The organism is Bradyrhizobium manausense (genome assembly GCF_018131105.1).
GTDB classification, from domain to species: Bacteria; Pseudomonadota; Alphaproteobacteria; order Rhizobiales; family Xanthobacteraceae; genus Bradyrhizobium; species Bradyrhizobium manausense_B.
The window spans coordinates 509,588-525,471 of the sequence record NZ_JAFCJI010000001.1; the positions used below are offsets into that span (position 1 = coordinate 509,588).

Sequence of the window (15,884 nt, forward strand, 5' to 3'; positions counted from 1 at the left end):
TTGCCCTCTTCCGATCCCGATTGCTGCTATGCAAGATCGGGTCCAGTTGACCCTGGAAATCTCAAGCCACCTGCGAGACGCATCGGTTCGGTAAAGACTTTCCTACCCAGCCGCCGCCCTCTAGGGTCGGCGCACCAACAAGAGACAACAGTGATTGTTCCTAAGGGGCGGCCGGGGATGCAGCGATCAAATAAGCACGAAGACAAGACGACAAAGGCCTTCGCCGGCCTCCGCGTCCTGGATTTTTCGACGACCATCGCCGGACCCCACTGCGCTCGAATGCTGGCGGACATGGGCGCCGAGGTCATCAAGATCGAGACCGATGGCGGCGAGACGATGCGAACCCGGCCGCCGCTGCGCAATGGCTGCAGCACAGTGTTCGGCCAGCTCAATGTCGGCAAGAAAAGCGTCGTGCTCGACCTCAAGTCGGAGGACGGACGGGAGGCGGTTCGCCGGCTGGTCGCCACATCCGACATTCTGGTCGAGAATTTTCGCCCGGGCGTGATGCGCCGGCTGCGGCTCGACTACGACAGCTTGCGTTCGGTCAATCCCAGGCTGATCTATTGCTCGATCTCAGGTTACGGCCAGAGCGGTCCCTCGGCCGAGCTGCCGGCCTACGCCCCGGTGATCCACGCGGCCTCCGGCTACGACATGGCGCATCTCGCCTACCAGCCTGGCCGCAACAGGCCGGACTATTGCGGCATCTACCATGCCGATGTCGTCACCGGCACCTACGGCTTTGGCGCGATCGCGTCTGCGCTCTATCAGCGCACGGCGACCGGTCTCGGCCAGCACATCGACGTCTCCATGCTGGAGTCGATGCTGACCTTGACGGTGATCGAATTGCAGAGCTCGCAATTCGCGGTGAAGCCGCCGCCGCGCCCGATGTTCGGCCCGACCGAGACGGCCAGCGGCTATGTCATGATCACGGTCGCCAGCGAGAAGACGTTCCAGGCCTTGATGGGTGTGATCGGCCGGCCCGAATGGATCTCCGATCCGCGTTTCTCGTCCTACGCTCCGCGGCGCGAGAACTGGGCCGATATGATGGACGGCGTCGAGGCCTGGTCGCGGCGATTGTCGACCGACGCATGTCTTGTCGCGTTAGGCGCAGCCGGCGTGCCGGCTTCGGCCTATCGCACCATCAAGGAGGCCCTTGATGATCCGCAGCTCGCGCACCGGCAGGCGCTGTCGTCGGTAGAGGACGGAGGCGGCTCGTTTAGGGTGATCAACCTGCCGTTCCGGATGACGGGCGCCGACACCACGCCGGGCAAGACCATGGCCGTGCTCGGCGAGCACACGCGCGAACTGCGGGAGGAGATCGGCCTCGGTGAGACCGCTTCAATTCCGTCAGGCAAAACGCAAGCGGCGAACTGAGCGCGCTGCGGCATCGAACCTCGCGCGTTCCTCTTGCCGTGAGCTGCGATTCTCGCCAATCTCACCGAAGTCATCAGCGATCCGAAACATCGGACGAACGGCTTCGGGAGGGACCATGACGAACGCGGCAACGGCGGCGCGCAGACTTGCGCCAATTTTCCTTGCGACGGCATTTGCTGCGCTTCCCACGGGCCAAGCCGCTCAAGCTCAGAAAGCCGGCGGCAGCATCACGGTCGGCCTGGAACAGGACATCCCCGGCTTCGATCCGCTCAAGGTCGGCGTCTTCGATTCCGGCGGCTTCACCGCTGCTGCATCGATCTTCGATACCCTGACGACGCTCGACGACAAGGGGGAGGTGCAGCCGAAGCTCGCGCTGTCCTGGACGCACTCCGACGACTTCAAGACCTGGACCTTCAAGCTCCGCCCCGGCGTCAAGTTCCACGACGGCACGCCGTTCAATGCCCAAGCGGTGAAGGAGAACTTCGACCGGCAGAAGGATCCCGCCAACAAGTGCCGCTGCGCCTTCTACATCACCAGCATCATCAGCGTGCAGGCGACCGACGATCTCACCGTGGTCTACAATTTCAGCGATCCGTCGGTGAATTTTCCGGCGACGCAGACCATTCAGAGCACCAACAACGTGATGCTGTCGCCGACGGCGTGGAAGACCAAGGGCGACGACTTCAATCGCAATCCGGTCGGCACGGGCCCCTTCATTCTGAAGTCGTGGACCGCCGGCGACCGGATCGTGCTGGAGAAGAACCCGGATTACTGGAACAAGGGCAAACCCTATCTCGATCGCATCGTCCTGAAGCCGCTGCCGGACGCACAGTCGCGATTTGCCTCGCTGCAGTCCGGCGAGGCCGACGTCATCTGGGATGACGAATACGACGCCGACAACATTCAGAAGGCGCAGAAGGACTCCAATCTCTCCGTCAACGCCTATACGGGCTCGGGTGCGCAGGTCTATGCCATGAACACCAAGGCGGCGCCGCTCGATGACGTGCGCGTGCGTCAGGCGCTGGTGATGGCGCTCGACCGCAAGAAGATGTCGCAGGCGATCACCAACGGGCTGGCGAAACCCGCGACCAATCCCTACGGCGACGGTTCCTGGGTCAAGTGCAAGGACGATGGCGCTCTGCCGGAGGATCCCGAGAAGGCCAAGGCGTTGCTCAAGGACTACGGCAAGCCGGTCGAGTTCAAGATGATCGTCACCGCAACGCCGCGCGGACGCACTGTCGGACAGGTGCTCCAACAGTTCTGGAAGCGCGTCGGCGTCAACATGGAGATCGAACAGGTCGACCAGGCCACCATCGTGCCGCGCGCCTTCATGCGTCAGTTCCAGATGACGCCGTGGCGTATCGTCGATCTCGCCGATCCCGATCCGCAGATGTATGCCAACTTCAAGAGCGGCAGCCCGGTCGCGCTGGCCAATTACTCCAATCCGGAGCTCGACGGTCTGCTTGATCACGCGCGCTCGACCGCCGACGTCGCCAAGCGCAGCGAGGACTATTGCGCGATCAGCCGCCTGATCAACAAGGAGGCGATCTGGTTCTGGACCTTCCAGAACACCTACTATTCGATCTCGCAGGCCAAGGTGAAGGGTCTGCCGAAGATGTATAACAGCGTGCTCGACGTCTCGAACGCCTGGTTGGACTAAGGGACGATGCTCAACTTCGTCGTTCGGCGGCTGTTCTATCTCGTTCCCGTGCTGGCCGCCGTCTCGTTGCTGACCTTCCTGATTGCCTCGCTGCTGCCGGGCGATCTGGCCTATGTCATCCTGGGTGACCAGGCGACGCCGGAGAAGGTCGCGGCGCTTCGCCACGACATGGGGCTCGACCAGCCGCTGTGGTGGCGATACCTGAGCTGGCTCGGCCAGATCGTGCAGGGCGATCTCGGCCGCTCCTTCCGCACCGGGCAGACCGTGCTGCAGGCGGTCGCCGAGCGCATTCCGGTCTCGATCGAGCTGATGCTGCTCGCCGAGATCATCGGGCTCGCGATCGGCGTGCCGCTCGCGATCGCCTGCGCGGCCCGTGCGGGCAGCGCGTTCGACCGCTTCATGACCGGCAGCGCGTTTGCGATGCTGTCGGTGCCGTCGTTCCTCTCCGCGATCCTCCTGATCTATCTGTTCGCGGTCGAGCTGCGCTGGCTGCCCGCGACGGGCTACGTGCCGTTCGCCGAAGATCCCCTCGCGAACCTGCGCTTCTTCGTGTTGCCGGCGCTGACGCTGGCGCTGGCGGAGTGGCCGGGCATCATGCGCGTGCTGCGTTCCGACATGATCGCGACCCTGCAGGAGGACTATATCTCGCTCGCGAAAGCCAAGGGGCTGAAGCCGGCGCGCATCCTGTTCGTGCACGCGCTGAAGCCTTCGTCGCTGACGCTGGTGACGATTACCGGCATCAATATCGGCCGCCTGATCGGCGGCGCGCTGATCGTGGAATCGATCTTCGCGCTGCCCGGCATCGGCCGGCTGCTGGTCGGGGCCATCTATACCCGCGATCTCATCATCCTCCAGGGCGTGGTGCTGCTGGTGGCCGCCGGCTTCGTGATCATGAACTTCGTCGTCGACATGCTTTATGCCGTCCTCGATCCCAGGATTCGCCATGGCCACACTTGAACTCTCGCTGCCCGAAGAGGTCGAGCAGCCGGTGCGGCGCAGGCGCAGGCTCGGCTTCCTGTTCTGGTTCGCGATTTTCTGGATCTTGCTCGTCGTCGTGCTGGCGATGTTCGCGCCGATCCTGCCGCTGCAGAATCCGGTCGACATGGACATGCTGGAGCGCCGCGCCTGGTTCTCGTCCGAGCACTGGCTCGGCACCGACGGGCTCGGCCGCGACGAGCTGTCTCGCCTGATCTTTGGTGCGGGGGTGTCGCTGACGGTCGGCCTGTGCGCACCGATGATCGGCCTGACCATCGGTGGTGCGCTCGGACTGCTGGCCGGCTATTTCCGGGGCCGTTTCGAAACGCTGGTGGTCGGCAGCATGGACGTGCTGCTCGCCTTTCCGCCGCTGATCTTCGCCCTCGCCATCGTCGCCTATCTCGGCCAGTCCATTCCGAATCTCACCTTCATCCTCGGCTTCCTCGGCATTCCCGCCTTCATGCGGGTGTCGCGCGCGGCGACGCTGACGCTGGCACGGCGGGAATTCGTGATCGCTGCCGAGGCGCTCGGCGCGAGCCATGCGCGGATCCTGCTGCGCGAGCTGTTGCCGAACGTATTCCTGCCGCTGTTCGCCTTCTTCCTGCTTGGCGTTGCCGTTACCATCGTGGTGGAGGGTTCGCTGTCGTTTCTCGGGCTCGGCGTTCCGCCGCCGATGGCGAGCTGGGGCAGCATGATCGGAGAGGGACGCGAAAGCCTCGAGATCGCGCCACGGCTCGCCTTCCTGCCGGCGGTTGCGATGTTCGTCACCGTGCTGGCCTTCAATCTGGTCGGTGACACGCTGCGGGCGATCACCGATCCGCGTCAGGGGGCCCTGTGAGCGGGGTCTTGCTGTCCATCCGGGACGTCGCGGTCGACTTGCCGACGCCGCGCGGCAATCTGCGCGCCGTCGACCATGTCGATCTGTCGCTGGAGGCGGGCCGCACGCTCGGCATCGTCGGCGAGTCCGGTTGCGGCAAGACCATGCTGTCGCGCGCGATCCTGCAACTGCTGCCGAAGAAGGCGAAGCTCACGGGACGCGTGATGTTCGACGGCCAGGATCTGGCGCAGCTTGCGCCCGAAGGCCTGCGGCGTCTGCGCGCCCGCGACCTCGCGGTCGTGTTCCAGGATCCCATGACCTCGCTGAACCCGGTGCTGACGATCGGCACGCAGTTGATGGAGACGATCCAGGAACACCTTGAGCTCGACGCGTCGGCCGCGAAGAAGCGCAGCATCGAGCTGCTGACGGCCGTCGGCATTCCGGCGCCGGAGCAGCGGCTTGCGCAGTATCCGCATCAATGTTCCGGCGGCATGCGCCAGCGCATCGCGATTGCGATCGCGCTGTCCTGCGAACCGAAACTGCTGATCGCGGACGAGCCGACCACGGCGCTCGACGTCACCATCCAGGCGCAGATTCTCGATCTCTTGGCGCGCGAGCAGCGCCGACGCCATATGGCGATGATCATCATCACCCACGATCTCGGCGTGGTCGCCGGCCGTGCCGACGAGGTTGCGGTGATGTATGCGGGCAGGGTGGTGGAACGCGCGCCGACGCAGGCATTGTTCAAGCACATGCACATGCCCTACACCGAGGCACTGCTGGCCGCGATTCCCAAGCTGGACGCGGCGCCGCATACGCCGCTGCCTGCCATCTCCGGCCGCCCGCCCGATCCGACCCGGCCGCTCAAGGGCTGCTCCTTCGCGCCGCGCTGCCGCTATGCCACCAATCGCTGCCACGAGGCCAAGCCCGAGCTGAAGAGCGCCGAGATGCCCGATCATCTCTATGCCTGCTTCCACCCGATCCAGATGGCGGAAGGAATTGGCGCGTGATGCAATTGGCCGTGCGCGAAGAGCCGCTCCTGAGCGTCGACAATCTCGTTGTCGAATACGGTCTCGGCAACAAGACGGTGCACGCCGTCTCGGGCGTCAGCCTGCATGTCGCGCGCGGCGAGACGCTGGGGCTGGTCGGCGAGTCCGGCTGCGGCAAGTCGACGCTGGGACGCGCAGTGCTGCAATTGCGCCGCGCCACATCCGGCCGCGTGCTGTTCGACGGTGAAGATCTCACCGCGATGGAAGGGGATGCGCTGCGCAAGATGCGCCGCCGCGTGCAGCTGATTTTCCAGGACCCGATCGCCTCGCTCAATCCGCGCCGCCGCATCGGCGACATCGTCGCCGAGCCGCTGATCATCGCCGGCGTCAAGGATGCCGCCGAGCGCAAGCGCAGGGTTCACGATGTGCTGTCCGCGGTCGGGCTCGATCCTGATCTCGTCTCGGGTCGGTTGCCGCATGAATTCTCCGGCGGCCAGTGCCAGCGCATCTGCATCGCGCGGTCGCTGGTGCTCAACCCGGAATTCATTGTCTGCGACGAGCCGGTCTCGGCGCTCGACGTCTCCATCCGCGCCCAGATCCTCAATTTGCTGGAGGAGATGAAGGCGCGCTTCGGCTTGACGCTGCTGTTCATCGCGCATGACCTTGCCGTGGTCAAAGCCGTCAGCGACCGCGTCGCAGTGATGTATCTCGGCCGGCTCTGCGAGGTCGGTCCATCTGAGCAATTGTTCGCAAATCCCGCGCACCCCTATACCGGGCTGCTGTTGCAGGCGATCCCGGTGCCTGATCCGGACGTGCGTCCCGCCGAGAGCGTGGCGACCGGCGAGCCGCCATCGCCGATTGCGCCGCCATCCGGCTGCCGCTTCCGCACCCGCTGTCCGCGCGCCGACCAGCGATGCAGCGCGGAGATGCCGGAGTTGCGCGAGGTCGCGCCCGCGCAGTTCGTGGCTTGCCACCATCCGCTGGCCTGAACTAAGACCGGTCCCGGGTTTGTCTCGCCCCGCCGTCCATGGCATGGTGGGGCGACGACAAGTATGCTTGGAGGACGCTGATGAAGAGTTTCAAGGTCGCCGATTTCAAGGCGCCGCTGCAGGAGTTCGACGAGGCGACGCCGCAGCCATCAGGTACGCAAGTGCTGATCAAGGTGAAGGCCGCCGGTGTCTGCCACAGCGATCTCCACATCTGGGAAGGCGGCTACGATCTCGGCCATGGCCGCAAGCCGCTGTCGCTGAAAGACCGTGGCATCAAGCTGCCGCTGACCATGGGCCATGAGACCGTAGGCGAAGTTCTCGCCTTCGGTCCAGACGTGAAGCCGGGCGACCAGGGTGATCTCAAGCCCGGAGATACCGGCCTCGTCTATCCCTGGATCGGCTGCGGAAAGTGCGCTGTTTGCGTTGCCGGTGACGAGAACATGTGCGCGACGCCGCGCTCGCTCGGCGTCTATTGCGATGGCGGCTATTCCGACCACATGCTGGTGCCGCATCCGCGCTACCTGCTCAACTTGAAGGGTCTCGATCCCGCCACGACCGCGCCCTACGCCTGCTCGGGAGTCACGACCTACAGTGCGCTGAAGAAGGTCGAGCAACATTTTGATGCGCCGATCGTGATGTTCGGCGCCGGCGGCCTCGGGCTGATGGCGCTGTCGCTGCTCAAAGCGATGGGCGGCAAGGGTGCGATCATGCTCGATATCGATGCGAAGAAGCGCGAAGCCGCTGAGAAGGCTGGTGCGCTCGCGACTATCGATCCAAAGGCACCGGATGCGCTGGAGCAGCTCGCCAAGAAAGCGGGCGGTCCGATCCGCGCGGTAATCGACCTCGTCGGCAACGCCGCGACGACGCAGCTCGGGTTTGATTGCCTGGCCAAGGGGGGCAAGCTCGTCATCGTCGGCCTGTTCGGCGGCGGGGCGACCTGGGCGTTGCCGCTGATCCCGATCAAGGCCGTGACGATCCAGGGCAGCTATGTCGGCAATTTGCGCGAGACGCAGGAACTGCTCGACCTCGTGCGTGCCAAGAACATCGCGCCGATCCCGGTGACGAAGGCGCCGCTCAACAAGGCCAACGACGCGCTGGTGCAATTGCAGCAGGGCGCAGTGGTCGGGCGCACGGTCCTGACGCCGTAGTTCGACGCTCTCACCTCCGTCATTGCGAGGAGCGAAGCGACGAAGCAATCCAGAGTGCTTCTACAGATACAGTTCTGGATTGCTTCGCTTCGCTCGCAATGACGACCTGGCCAGCTCCTTCCTCGAGGCCCTCTGAATGTCCGCAAATAACGCCTTCCACATTGCCGTGCTCGCCGGTGACGGCATCGGCCCCGAAGTCATGGCGCCCGCACTCGAGGTGTTGCGCAAGATCGAGGCGAAGTCCGGCTTGCGCTTCCGCTTCACCGAGGCGCCCGCCGGTGCCACCAATTATCTCGCCACCGGCAAGTCGATGCCTGAGAGCACCATCAAGCTGTGCGAGGAGGCCGACGCAATCCTGCTCGGCGCCTGCGGCCTGCCGTCGGTGCGCTACCCCGACAACACCGAGATCGCGCCGCAGATAGAGCTGCGCTTCATCTTCGATCTGTACGCCGGGGTACGCCCGGCGCGCCTCATCCCGGGCGTGCCGAGCCCGATCGTCGGCGCCGACATGCGCGGCATCGATCTCGTGGTGATCCGCGAATCCACCGAGGGCCTGTTCGCCTCGATGGGCAAGGGCGTCGTCACCCACGAGGATGCGCGTGAGACCATGGTGATCACCCGCAAGACCTCTGAGCGCCTGTTCGACTTCTCGTTTCGTCTCGCCGAGCGGCGCAAGGCGCGCGGCAAGCCGGGCACGCTTGCCTGCGTCGACAAGGCGAACGTGTTCAAGGCGTTTGCGTTCTTCCGCAGCATTTTTGACGAGATCGCGAAGAAGCATCCCGAGGTGAAGACCGATCGGCTTTATGTCGATGCCTGCTCGGCCATGCTGGTCAAGCGTCCCTGGGATTTCGACGTGATGGTGATGGAGAACATGTTCGGCGATATCGTCTCCGACATCACCGCCAGCCTGATCGGCGGCCTCGGCATGGCGCCGTCGGCCGACATCGGCGACAAATATGCCGTGTTCCAGCCGTGCCATGGCACCGCGCCCGATATCATGGGACAGGGCAAGGCCAATCCCACCGGCATGATCCTGTCGGCGGCGATGATGCTGGACTGGCTCGCCGACAAGCACGGCCTTGAGAGTGCCGCTGAAGCGGGCGAACAGATCGAGCGCGCGGTGGATCAGGTCTATGCCGGCGGTCTCAAGCCGATGGAATTCGGCGGCAGCAATGGAACGGCTGATATCACGAAAGCGGTGCTCGGGGCGCTGTAGGCACCGGAGGCCGATGTTGGAGGAACTGGACGTTGATGGGCAATCCGGTCCCCGAACATTATCGACACCTCCGGACCTTTGCCTTCGGCGACAGTCCCGCGCTCGCAGATGAATTGCTTGATCTCGTCGTCAAGGGTGTCAAGACCGCGACGTGCAGCACGGAAGACGAACCAAACACGTCGACTCCCGGTGAGCGCTGGGTCGTGCTCGACGGGCGGGGGCAACCGCGCTGCGTCATTGAAACCATCGAGGTCACCTATCGGCGCTTCCATGACGTCGATGCCGCCTTTGCCTGCGACGAGGGGGAGGGCGATCGAAGCCTCGCCCATTGGCGCAGCGCCCATCGGTCCTATTTCGGTCGGCTGGGACGGTTCAGCGAAGACATGATGCTGATGTGCGAACGCTTTCGCCTGATCGAGGTTTTCGACGACTGACGGCTTGCATGGCCTTGCAAGAAAAAGGGGCCTTGCGGCCCCTTCGTCATTTACCAGCGGTGCCAGTGACGATGGCCCCAGCCCCATCGACGCGGGCCGTAACCATAGAAACGCCGCGGGCCGCCATAATAGCCGTAGGCTCCGTAAAAATTGGGGCGCCGCCAGCAGCGGCCCCAGGCATTGCAGACAAGCCGCACCTGATCGACATTCGCCGCCGGGCCGCTTGCGACCTTGTCGGCTTGCGGAATTCCGTTCGGCATCGCCGCCAGCGCTTGTCCCGACGCCAGCGCGGCGCTGCCGAGCGCAGCCAGACCAAGAACAGCAAATTTGAGTTTCATCACGATCTCCCTCATTGGTGGCGGGAGAACTTGCCGCAGATCAATTGGTTGCTATCGCAGCGCAAGACGGCGAGGAATTTAATCTTCCTGAATGAAGGTTCAGATTGGCCAGGGGTTCCAGGCGTTCCGCTCTCTCCGCATCGTCATTGTGAGCGAAGCGAAGCAATCCAGACTGTCGACGTGGACTGCTTCGACCTCGCAATGACGCGGTGAGAGATGTGCGCTCATAACGACGGAAGATTCACTTCCCCTGGAACTGCGGCTTGCGCTTTTCCATGAACGCCTGCCGGCCTTCGCGAAAATCCGCGCTGTCCATGCAGGCCGTGCCGATTGCCCTGATCGCGTCCATGTCGCGGGCGCTCTCGTCCTTGAGAACTTCGGCGATGGTGATCTTTGCGGCCTTGATCGCGAGCGGCGCGTTGTGTGAGATCGTCTCGGCAATCGCCATGGTCTCGCCCCAGAGCTGGTTGTCCGGGATCACGCGCTCGACGAGGCCGATGCGCAGCGCCTCCGTGGAATCGATGCGCATGCCCGTGTACATCAGAAGCCGGGCCCAGGACGGGCCGACCAGCGACACCAGGTGCCGCAAGCCGTCAAAGCCATAGGCGATGCCGAGCTTCGCTGCGGGAATGCCGAACTGGCTGTCATGTGCGGCGATCCTGATGTCGGCGAGCATCGCGACCTGCATGCCGCCGCCGAGGCAAAAGCCCTGGATGCAGGCGATGGTCGGCTTCGGGTAATCGGCGAGCAGCGCGCGCTGGGCGGCGCTGCGCCTGCTGTATTCCTCGGACGCCGCCGCGTTGTGCCTGACTTTCTCGAACTGGCTGATGTCGGCGCCCGAGACGAACGCCTTGCCGCCGGCGCCGCGCATGATCACGACGCGCACCGTGTCATCGTCGCGCAAGGCCGTCAGCGCCTCGCCAAATCCCTCCCACATCTCCAGCGACATCGCGTTGCGCTTGTCGGGATTGTTGAAGGTGATCACGCCGACGCCGTCGGTGATCTGCTTGAGGATCTTGCCGCCCGCGTAGGGAGTTTCTTGGGAAAGATCAGGCATCGCGCGCTCGCTTGTCGTTGACGACGCGCAATGTGCGGCTTTGGCGAGGCCTGGGTCAACCGCGGCAGGGGATGCAGCTCTGCATCCACCCGTGCCGCGATTGCATGCCTACTGCGCCATGTGTGCGGTCAGCGGATGATTGCCCGCATTGCTGAAGAACGCCGCCTCTTCGGCGGTCGCCTCCAGCAATTGCTCGTCCTGGTTATAGACGTCGGTGCGGAACTGGACGGTCTGGTCCTTGGTCATCCACGCCGTGAGATAGATCCAGGCCACCGGCACCTTCCTGGCCATGGGGACTTCGAGGTGCTGCCCGGTGGCGATCTCCGCGTCGATCGCGACGCGCGTCCATTTCGGCTGGTCCTTGAGCAGCCAGGCGGCGAGATCGCGGACATTGTCGACGCGGGAGCAGCCGTGGGAATCGAAGCGATAGTCGTCGCTGAACAGATTGCGCTGGTTGGTGTCGTGCATGTAAACCGAATAGGAGTTCGGCATGTCGATCTTCACCGCGCCGAGCGCGTTGAACGTGCCGTTCTGCTGGCGCACGGTGAAGTTCGGCGCGTGCGTGCCCGACCAGTCGACCGAATGTGGATCGATCGGATTGTCGTGAGCATCGAGCACCTCCATGTGCATGCGCGACAGATAGGTCGGATCCTTGCGCATATGCGCGGAGATCTCGGTCCTGGCGATCGAGGACGGTACGGTCCAGGTCGGGTTGAGCACGACGCCGGTGATCTGGGCCGTCAGCGTCGGCGAGGGCTTTTCGGTCTTGCCGACGATGACGCGATAGCGCCGCACCACCACGTCGTTCTCGACCGCCTCGGCGAAGGCGGCGGGAATATTGACCACGACATAGCGCTGGCCGAAGCTGAAATTGGTGTTCTCGAGCCGCTCGAGCGAGGCTTCGAGCTGGCGGATGCGTTTCTGCACCGGGACGTTCATCGCGGCGAGCGTGCGGGGTGTCATCATGCCGGTGGGGGCGAGGCCGTGACGGGCCTGGAAGCGCTTCACGCCATCAGCGAGATCCTGGTCGAAGGCACCGCTCGCCTTGTCGGCGGCGAGATCGCCGGAGAGGATCAGCCGCTTGCGGAGGAGGGCGTCACTGGCGCCCTGGACGCCGAGCGTGAATTTGGCGTCGGCGGGGATGGTCGGCCAGCCGCCGCGCACCGCGAGATCGGAATAGCTCAGCGCCGCGTCCTTGATCCGCTGCGCGGTGCCCTCGTCGAAGGTCGGCTCATGCGTCAGCGCGAGCGCTGCGGCTGAGCGGCTCTCGGCGGTCGACGCCGGGGCTGCTGCTGCTTTGGGGGCGGCGGAGTGGGCCGGGTTGGCAGCCGAAGGCAACGTGCCTGATGGAGCGGCGGGCGAGGCATTGGTCCTGGGGCCGGCCTGGCCCGTCGTCTCGGTCTGCGCGAGCGCGGAGGCGCTGGCGAGGAGGCCGATGACAATGATCACGGCATGACGTTTCGACATCTGCTTGGTCTTCCCCATGAGCCCCTTAAGCGCGGCGCGTCGAGCCCCGGCGTTGCACCGGGGCCCTCGATTAGGTCGCAGCAAGGTTGGGACCGGTTCGCGACATCGGCGATGAATGGCCGCCGGATGCTCAAAAAACACAAAGAAAAAGGGGCGGCCAGGCCGCCCCGAAAAGCCGTGACCGCGCGCGGATGGCGCGCAGGCTCAAATCGGATCCGTCAGGTCCCGCCCAATCCGCCCACGCGGCGCGGCGGATTGAACATCGGCCGTGAAGGCCAGACCGTCGACCGGCTCAGCTTTCGTTCGCCGCGATCGATTCCATCAGCGAGACGAGCTGACGCTGCACCGTCTGATCCTTGATCTTGCTGTAGGCGCGCAGCAGGCGGAGGCTGAAAGCCGAGTCCAGGAACAGGAGGCTCTCGACTTCGCGGGCCTTGTTGTCGCCGTCATAGAAGAAGGTCACGGGCACATCGAGGGCGGTGGCGATCTGCTGAAGCCGAGCCGCGCCGACGCGATTGACGCCCTTCTCGTATTTCTGGACCTGCTGGAAGCTGACGCCGAGCTTTTCGCCAAGCTCAGCCTGCGAGATCTTCATCTCGACGCGCCGCAGGCGGATCCGCTTGCCCAGCTCAATGTCCGGCTTGCCGGCACTGCGCTGCTTCATTCTCTTCGCCGCTGCTTTCATTTTAGTTTTCACCTTTGTTCTTCGGTTGAAAATCCCCCGAAGAGCTGGGTCAGGGGTTCGCCCATATACGAGTCCTTGAATTCATGCGGGTGCACGAATTCTTCCTTAAACCACGGGAAGCGAGCTGGATTGAAAGCTTCGATCAGCCAGTCAATCATGTGCCGCACGCGGGGAATCCGGCCGCTACCGGGATGGTAGGACAACCAGATATCCAGCGGCCGGTTCAACTCGACCTCCAGTGGAATCAACTTCCCGCCAAGCGCGATGGCGTAGCTCGGGAAGACGCCGATCCCGGCGCCGTTCGCGACTGCCCAGTAGTTGGCGCTCGAGACGTTGGTCTTCATGACCAGAAGGTCACGTTCCGGAACGCCCGGGAAGAAGCTCTCAAAGGTTTCCTTGGCGGCGATCTGATCGGCGAATTGCAGCACCAGGCGGTGCTTGATCAATTCCACCGCGGAGCGCGGCGCGCCATGTTTCTCGACGTAACTTTTGGAGGCCCAGAACATCAAATGCATGCGGCCGAGCCGGACCAGCTTGACGTCGAGCGCCGAGGGACGCGACAGATGGATGGCGACGTCGGCCTCGTGGCGGGAGACGTCGGCCGAGCGCATCGCGCAGTGCAGGTCGACCAGCACGTTCGGATAGGCCTGCTGGAATTCGACCAGCCGCGGCGCAAGCCAGAACGTGCCCAATCCTTCCGTGACGGCGACGCGGACCTCGCCGGTGAGGGCATTGGCGGTCGAATCGCTGGTGCGCAGCACGTCGAAGGCGGCCGCTTCCATGCGTTCGACGGCGGACACCACCAGCGCGCCTTCATCGGTCAGGTGGGTGCCGTGGACGTCGCGGGTGAACAGGGTGGTTCCGGTCTGTCGTTCGAAATCGTCGATCCGGCGGCGGACGGCATTGATCGACAAGGACAGGCGTTCGGCCGCCGAGCGGAAACTTCCGCATCGAACGACTTCCAGGAAAATGCGGGCCGCATCCCAATCGGAGAGGCCGCTGATATTTGTTTTTAGGCGTTCCTCCAGTGGAACGCCCCTTTCCGCCAAGGAGTGCATACAAGTCCCTTCGGGCCGCTAAACTGGCAGAATCTAGCGCAAACCACAACCACGACGGGTTGGGGAACGGTGAGTTTTGAACGCCATACTTACCGCGCCCGCGATGGTATTGGAGTGCGTTTCAGGTTGGGAATCGGGCAAATTTCGGCCCGGAAGAGGGGTAGACGTGCGTTCCGTTGCGAGCCTTAAAATGGCTGCGGGATTGCCGGGTCCATCTGGGCCGGAAGATGGCGTGCGAAAATCTGTGCGCTTTCATGCGATGGATCAATCGCGCAGGCTCAAGCGTTTTGTTTCTGACCGTTCCGACTTAAGCCGCGGTGCGATGCCGTCTGGAACCGCGATTTCGACAAAGAACCACATTCAATTCGTCTTCGAGGGCGCGGATTCGTCGTGCTATCCTCGGCGCTCTCTGGGGGCCGAGGGGATTTTTCCAAGCACGACTCGCAGCCCGAATTAACGGAAAGAACGCCGTGTCGCATTCAGACGAACAGTTGCAGTCGGTGCTCGAGACGCTCGAGGAGTGCCGCAAGGTTCTCAACGAGAGCAACAGCCGCGAATCGGCCGACTTGCTCTCGATCGTCATCCTGGATGTCAGGATGAAGCTCAAAGGAATTGACAGTGCCGACCTCAAGGCGCTGTGCGACGAAATGCTGCGGAGCGCTGCCAGCGAACCGCTGCCCCCCTCCAAGCAGACGCAGGACCAGCCCCGGCGTCCGCTGCTCCGCGTGGTGAAGTAGCCGCGCCGCCTGATCTCGCTTTTTGGCGAGATTTGTGCGCGTCCCGATGCCGCATCTGTGATCGCAGACGGCATCGGGAGGAGCCCTGGTTTGATCGCGCATCTGTTGCGCATTCCCCGGCATCGGCTACACCAGAGCCGGTTCGGCTCCGGTTCCGTGCGCATTCCCCGCGCCCAGCCCGAGAGCCCGGGATGGCTCCGACTGCATCATGCAACATGTCTCGATTACGGCGGCGCTGATTGCCGGTCTCGTCAGCTTCCTTTCGCCCTGCGTGCTGCCCCTGGTCCCGCCTTATCTGATCTATCTCACCGGCGCCACGATCGAGCATGTCGGGAGCGACCAGCCGGCGTCGACCTCCAAGCGCGCGATCATGATGGCGGCGGTGCTGTTCGTGCTCGGCTTCTCCACGGTGTTCGTGGCGCTCGGCGCCAGCGCCTCGCTGATCGGCTCCCTGATCCGCGCCTGGTCGGCGGAACTGTCGATCCTCGCCGGCATCGTCATCATCATCATGGGGCTGCACTTCCTCGGCCTGACGCGCATCGGCCTGCTGATGCGCGAGGGCCGCCTGACCGCACCAAAACCCGTCGGCCTCTGGGGCGCCTATGTGATGGGGCTCGCCTTCGCCTTCGGCTGGACGCCCTGCATCGGACCGATCCTCGCCGCGATCCTCTCGATCGCCGCGGCCGAGGCGACGGTGACGAAGGGCGCAGGACTGCTTGCGGTCTATTCCGCAGGCCTCGGCATTCCCTTCCTGATCGCGGCGCTGATGATCGAGCAGTTCTCGAAGCTGTTCGCGCGCATGAAGGGTCAGCTCGTCAATGTCGAGCGCGCCATGGGCGTCTTGATGGTGATCACCGGCATCGGTTTTCTCACTGGCGCGGTCTCCAATGTCAGCATCTGGCTACTGGAGACGTTTCCGGCGTTGCAGACGATCGGCTAA

16 protein-coding genes are annotated in these 15,884 nt (G+C 64.0%); 11 read left to right on the plus strand and 5 right to left on the minus strand.

Annotation, left to right across the window (positions count from 1 at the left end; translation table 11 throughout):
• Positions 1 to 177: 177 nt before the first annotated feature.
• From JQ631_RS02410 to JQ631_RS02450, 9 genes are all read left to right on the plus strand, one after another.
• The gene (locus JQ631_RS02410; protein WP_212323664.1) at positions 178 to 1,374 is read left to right on the plus strand and encodes a CaiB/BaiF CoA transferase family protein; all 1,197 of its coding nucleotides are present in this window, start codon (positions 178 to 180) and stop codon (positions 1,372 to 1,374) included.
• Between the two features lie 115 nt (positions 1,375 to 1,489).
• Positions 1,490 to 3,034, plus strand: a complete 1,545-nt coding sequence (locus tag JQ631_RS02415; RefSeq protein WP_212323668.1) for an ABC transporter substrate-binding protein — start codon at positions 1,490 to 1,492, stop codon at positions 3,032 to 3,034.
• 6 nt (positions 3,035 to 3,040) lie between these two features.
• On the plus strand, positions 3,041 to 3,991 hold the full coding sequence (locus JQ631_RS02420) for an ABC transporter permease (RefSeq protein WP_212323670.1): 951 nt from the start codon (positions 3,041 to 3,043) through the stop codon (positions 3,989 to 3,991).
• Positions 3,978 to 4,847 carry an ABC transporter permease gene (locus JQ631_RS02425; RefSeq protein WP_212323672.1) on the plus strand — a complete coding sequence of 290 codons (870 nt, stop codon included), beginning with the start codon at positions 3,978 to 3,980 and terminating at the stop codon, positions 4,845 to 4,847. The genes JQ631_RS02420 and JQ631_RS02425 overlap by 14 nt, the downstream gene beginning before the upstream one ends.
• Positions 4,844 to 5,836: an ABC transporter ATP-binding protein gene (locus JQ631_RS02430; protein ID WP_212323674.1), complete on the plus strand. Its 993-nt coding sequence runs from the start codon at positions 4,844 to 4,846 to the stop codon at positions 5,834 to 5,836. Before JQ631_RS02425 ends, JQ631_RS02430 begins: the two co-directional genes overlap by 4 nt.
• Positions 5,836 to 6,804, plus strand: a complete 969-nt coding sequence (locus tag JQ631_RS02435; RefSeq protein WP_249160410.1) for an ABC transporter ATP-binding protein — start codon at positions 5,836 to 5,838, stop codon at positions 6,802 to 6,804. Before JQ631_RS02430 ends, JQ631_RS02435 begins: the two co-directional genes overlap by 1 nt.
• 80 nt (positions 6,805 to 6,884) lie before the next feature.
• The gene (locus tag JQ631_RS02440; protein WP_212323676.1) at positions 6,885 to 7,952 is read left to right on the plus strand and encodes an alcohol dehydrogenase; all 1,068 of its coding nucleotides are present in this window, start codon (positions 6,885 to 6,887) and stop codon (positions 7,950 to 7,952) included.
• 136 nt (positions 7,953 to 8,088) lie between these two features.
• Entirely contained in the window at positions 8,089 to 9,168 is a 1,080-nt protein-coding gene (locus JQ631_RS02445; protein ID WP_212323677.1) for an isocitrate/isopropylmalate dehydrogenase family protein, read from the plus strand.
• 35 nt (positions 9,169 to 9,203) lie between these two features.
• Complete coding sequence (locus tag JQ631_RS02450) at positions 9,204 to 9,602, plus strand: ASCH domain-containing protein (RefSeq protein ID WP_212323678.1); 399 nt, start codon at positions 9,204 to 9,206, stop codon at positions 9,600 to 9,602.
• Between the two features lie 50 nt (positions 9,603 to 9,652).
• Here the strand turns inward: JQ631_RS02450 and JQ631_RS02455 are convergent, their stop codons facing one another.
• From JQ631_RS02455 to JQ631_RS02475, 5 genes are all read right to left on the minus strand, one after another.
• Complete coding sequence (locus JQ631_RS02455) at positions 9,653 to 9,940, minus strand: hypothetical protein (protein ID WP_212323679.1); 288 nt, start codon at positions 9,938 to 9,940, stop codon at positions 9,653 to 9,655.
• 241 nt (positions 9,941 to 10,181) lie between these two features.
• On the minus strand, positions 10,182 to 10,997 hold the full coding sequence (locus JQ631_RS02460; protein WP_212323683.1) for an enoyl-CoA hydratase: 816 nt from the start codon (positions 10,995 to 10,997) through the stop codon (positions 10,182 to 10,184).
• A 108-nt stretch (positions 10,998 to 11,105) separates the two neighbouring features.
• On the minus strand, positions 11,106 to 12,464 hold the full coding sequence (locus JQ631_RS02465; protein ID WP_212323684.1) for a L,D-transpeptidase family protein: 1,359 nt from the start codon (positions 12,462 to 12,464) through the stop codon (positions 11,106 to 11,108).
• Between the two features lie 292 nt (positions 12,465 to 12,756).
• On the minus strand, positions 12,757 to 13,128 hold the full coding sequence (locus tag JQ631_RS02470; RefSeq protein ID WP_028179980.1) for a helix-turn-helix domain-containing protein: 372 nt from the start codon (positions 13,126 to 13,128) through the stop codon (positions 12,757 to 12,759).
• Between the two features lie 29 nt (positions 13,129 to 13,157).
• Entirely contained in the window at positions 13,158 to 14,207 is a 1,050-nt protein-coding gene (locus tag JQ631_RS02475; RefSeq protein WP_212323685.1) for a LysR family transcriptional regulator, read from the minus strand.
• Positions 14,208 to 14,677: 470 nt separating this feature from the next.
• Between JQ631_RS02475 and JQ631_RS02480 the strand changes: the two genes are divergently transcribed.
• Both JQ631_RS02480 and JQ631_RS02485 read left to right on the plus strand, forming a co-directional pair.
• Complete coding sequence (locus JQ631_RS02480) at positions 14,678 to 14,944, plus strand: hypothetical protein (RefSeq protein ID WP_212323686.1); 267 nt, start codon at positions 14,678 to 14,680, stop codon at positions 14,942 to 14,944.
• A gap of 208 nt (positions 14,945 to 15,152) precedes the next feature.
• On the plus strand, positions 15,153 to 15,884 hold the full coding sequence (locus tag JQ631_RS02485; protein ID WP_212323687.1) for a cytochrome c biogenesis CcdA family protein: 732 nt from the start codon (positions 15,153 to 15,155) through the stop codon (positions 15,882 to 15,884).

Excerpts from the sequence above, each read along its gene's own strand:
- JQ631_RS02415 (WP_212323668.1), top strand. The coding sequence starts at position 1,490 with ATGACGAACGCGGCAACGGCGGCGCGCAGACTTGCGCCAATTTTCCTT.
- JQ631_RS02420 (WP_212323670.1), top strand. The coding sequence starts at position 3,041 with ATGCTCAACTTCGTCGTTCGGCGGCTGTTCTATCTCGTTCCCGTGCTG.
- JQ631_RS02440 (WP_212323676.1), top strand. The coding sequence starts at position 6,885 with ATGAAGAGTTTCAAGGTCGCCGATTTCAAGGCGCCGCTGCAGGAGTTC.
- JQ631_RS02445 (WP_212323677.1), top strand. The coding sequence starts at position 8,089 with ATGTCCGCAAATAACGCCTTCCACATTGCCGTGCTCGCCGGTGACGGC.
- JQ631_RS02410 (WP_212323664.1), top strand. The coding sequence starts at position 178 with ATGCAGCGATCAAATAAGCACGAAGACAAGACGACAAAGGCCTTCGCC.
- JQ631_RS02485 (WP_212323687.1), top strand. The coding sequence starts at position 15,153 with ATGCAACATGTCTCGATTACGGCGGCGCTGATTGCCGGTCTCGTCAGC.
- JQ631_RS02425 (WP_212323672.1), top strand. The coding sequence starts at position 3,978 with ATGGCCACACTTGAACTCTCGCTGCCCGAAGAGGTCGAGCAGCCGGTG.
- JQ631_RS02435 (WP_249160410.1), top strand. The coding sequence starts at position 5,836 with ATGCAATTGGCCGTGCGCGAAGAGCCGCTCCTGAGCGTCGACAATCTC.
- JQ631_RS02465 (WP_212323684.1), bottom strand. The coding sequence starts at position 12,464 with ATGTCGAAACGTCATGCCGTGATCATTGTCATCGGCCTCCTCGCCAGC.
- JQ631_RS02475 (WP_212323685.1), bottom strand. The coding sequence starts at position 14,207 with ATGCACTCCTTGGCGGAAAGGGGCGTTCCACTGGAGGAACGCCTAAAA.
- JQ631_RS02460 (WP_212323683.1), bottom strand. The coding sequence starts at position 10,997 with ATGCCTGATCTTTCCCAAGAAACTCCCTACGCGGGCGGCAAGATCCTC.
- JQ631_RS02470 (WP_028179980.1), bottom strand. The coding sequence starts at position 13,128 with ATGAAGCAGCGCAGTGCCGGCAAGCCGGACATTGAGCTGGGCAAGCGG.
- JQ631_RS02450 (WP_212323678.1), top strand. The coding sequence starts at position 9,204 with ATGGGCAATCCGGTCCCCGAACATTATCGACACCTCCGGACCTTTGCC.
- JQ631_RS02455 (WP_212323679.1), bottom strand. The coding sequence starts at position 9,940 with ATGAAACTCAAATTTGCTGTTCTTGGTCTGGCTGCGCTCGGCAGCGCC.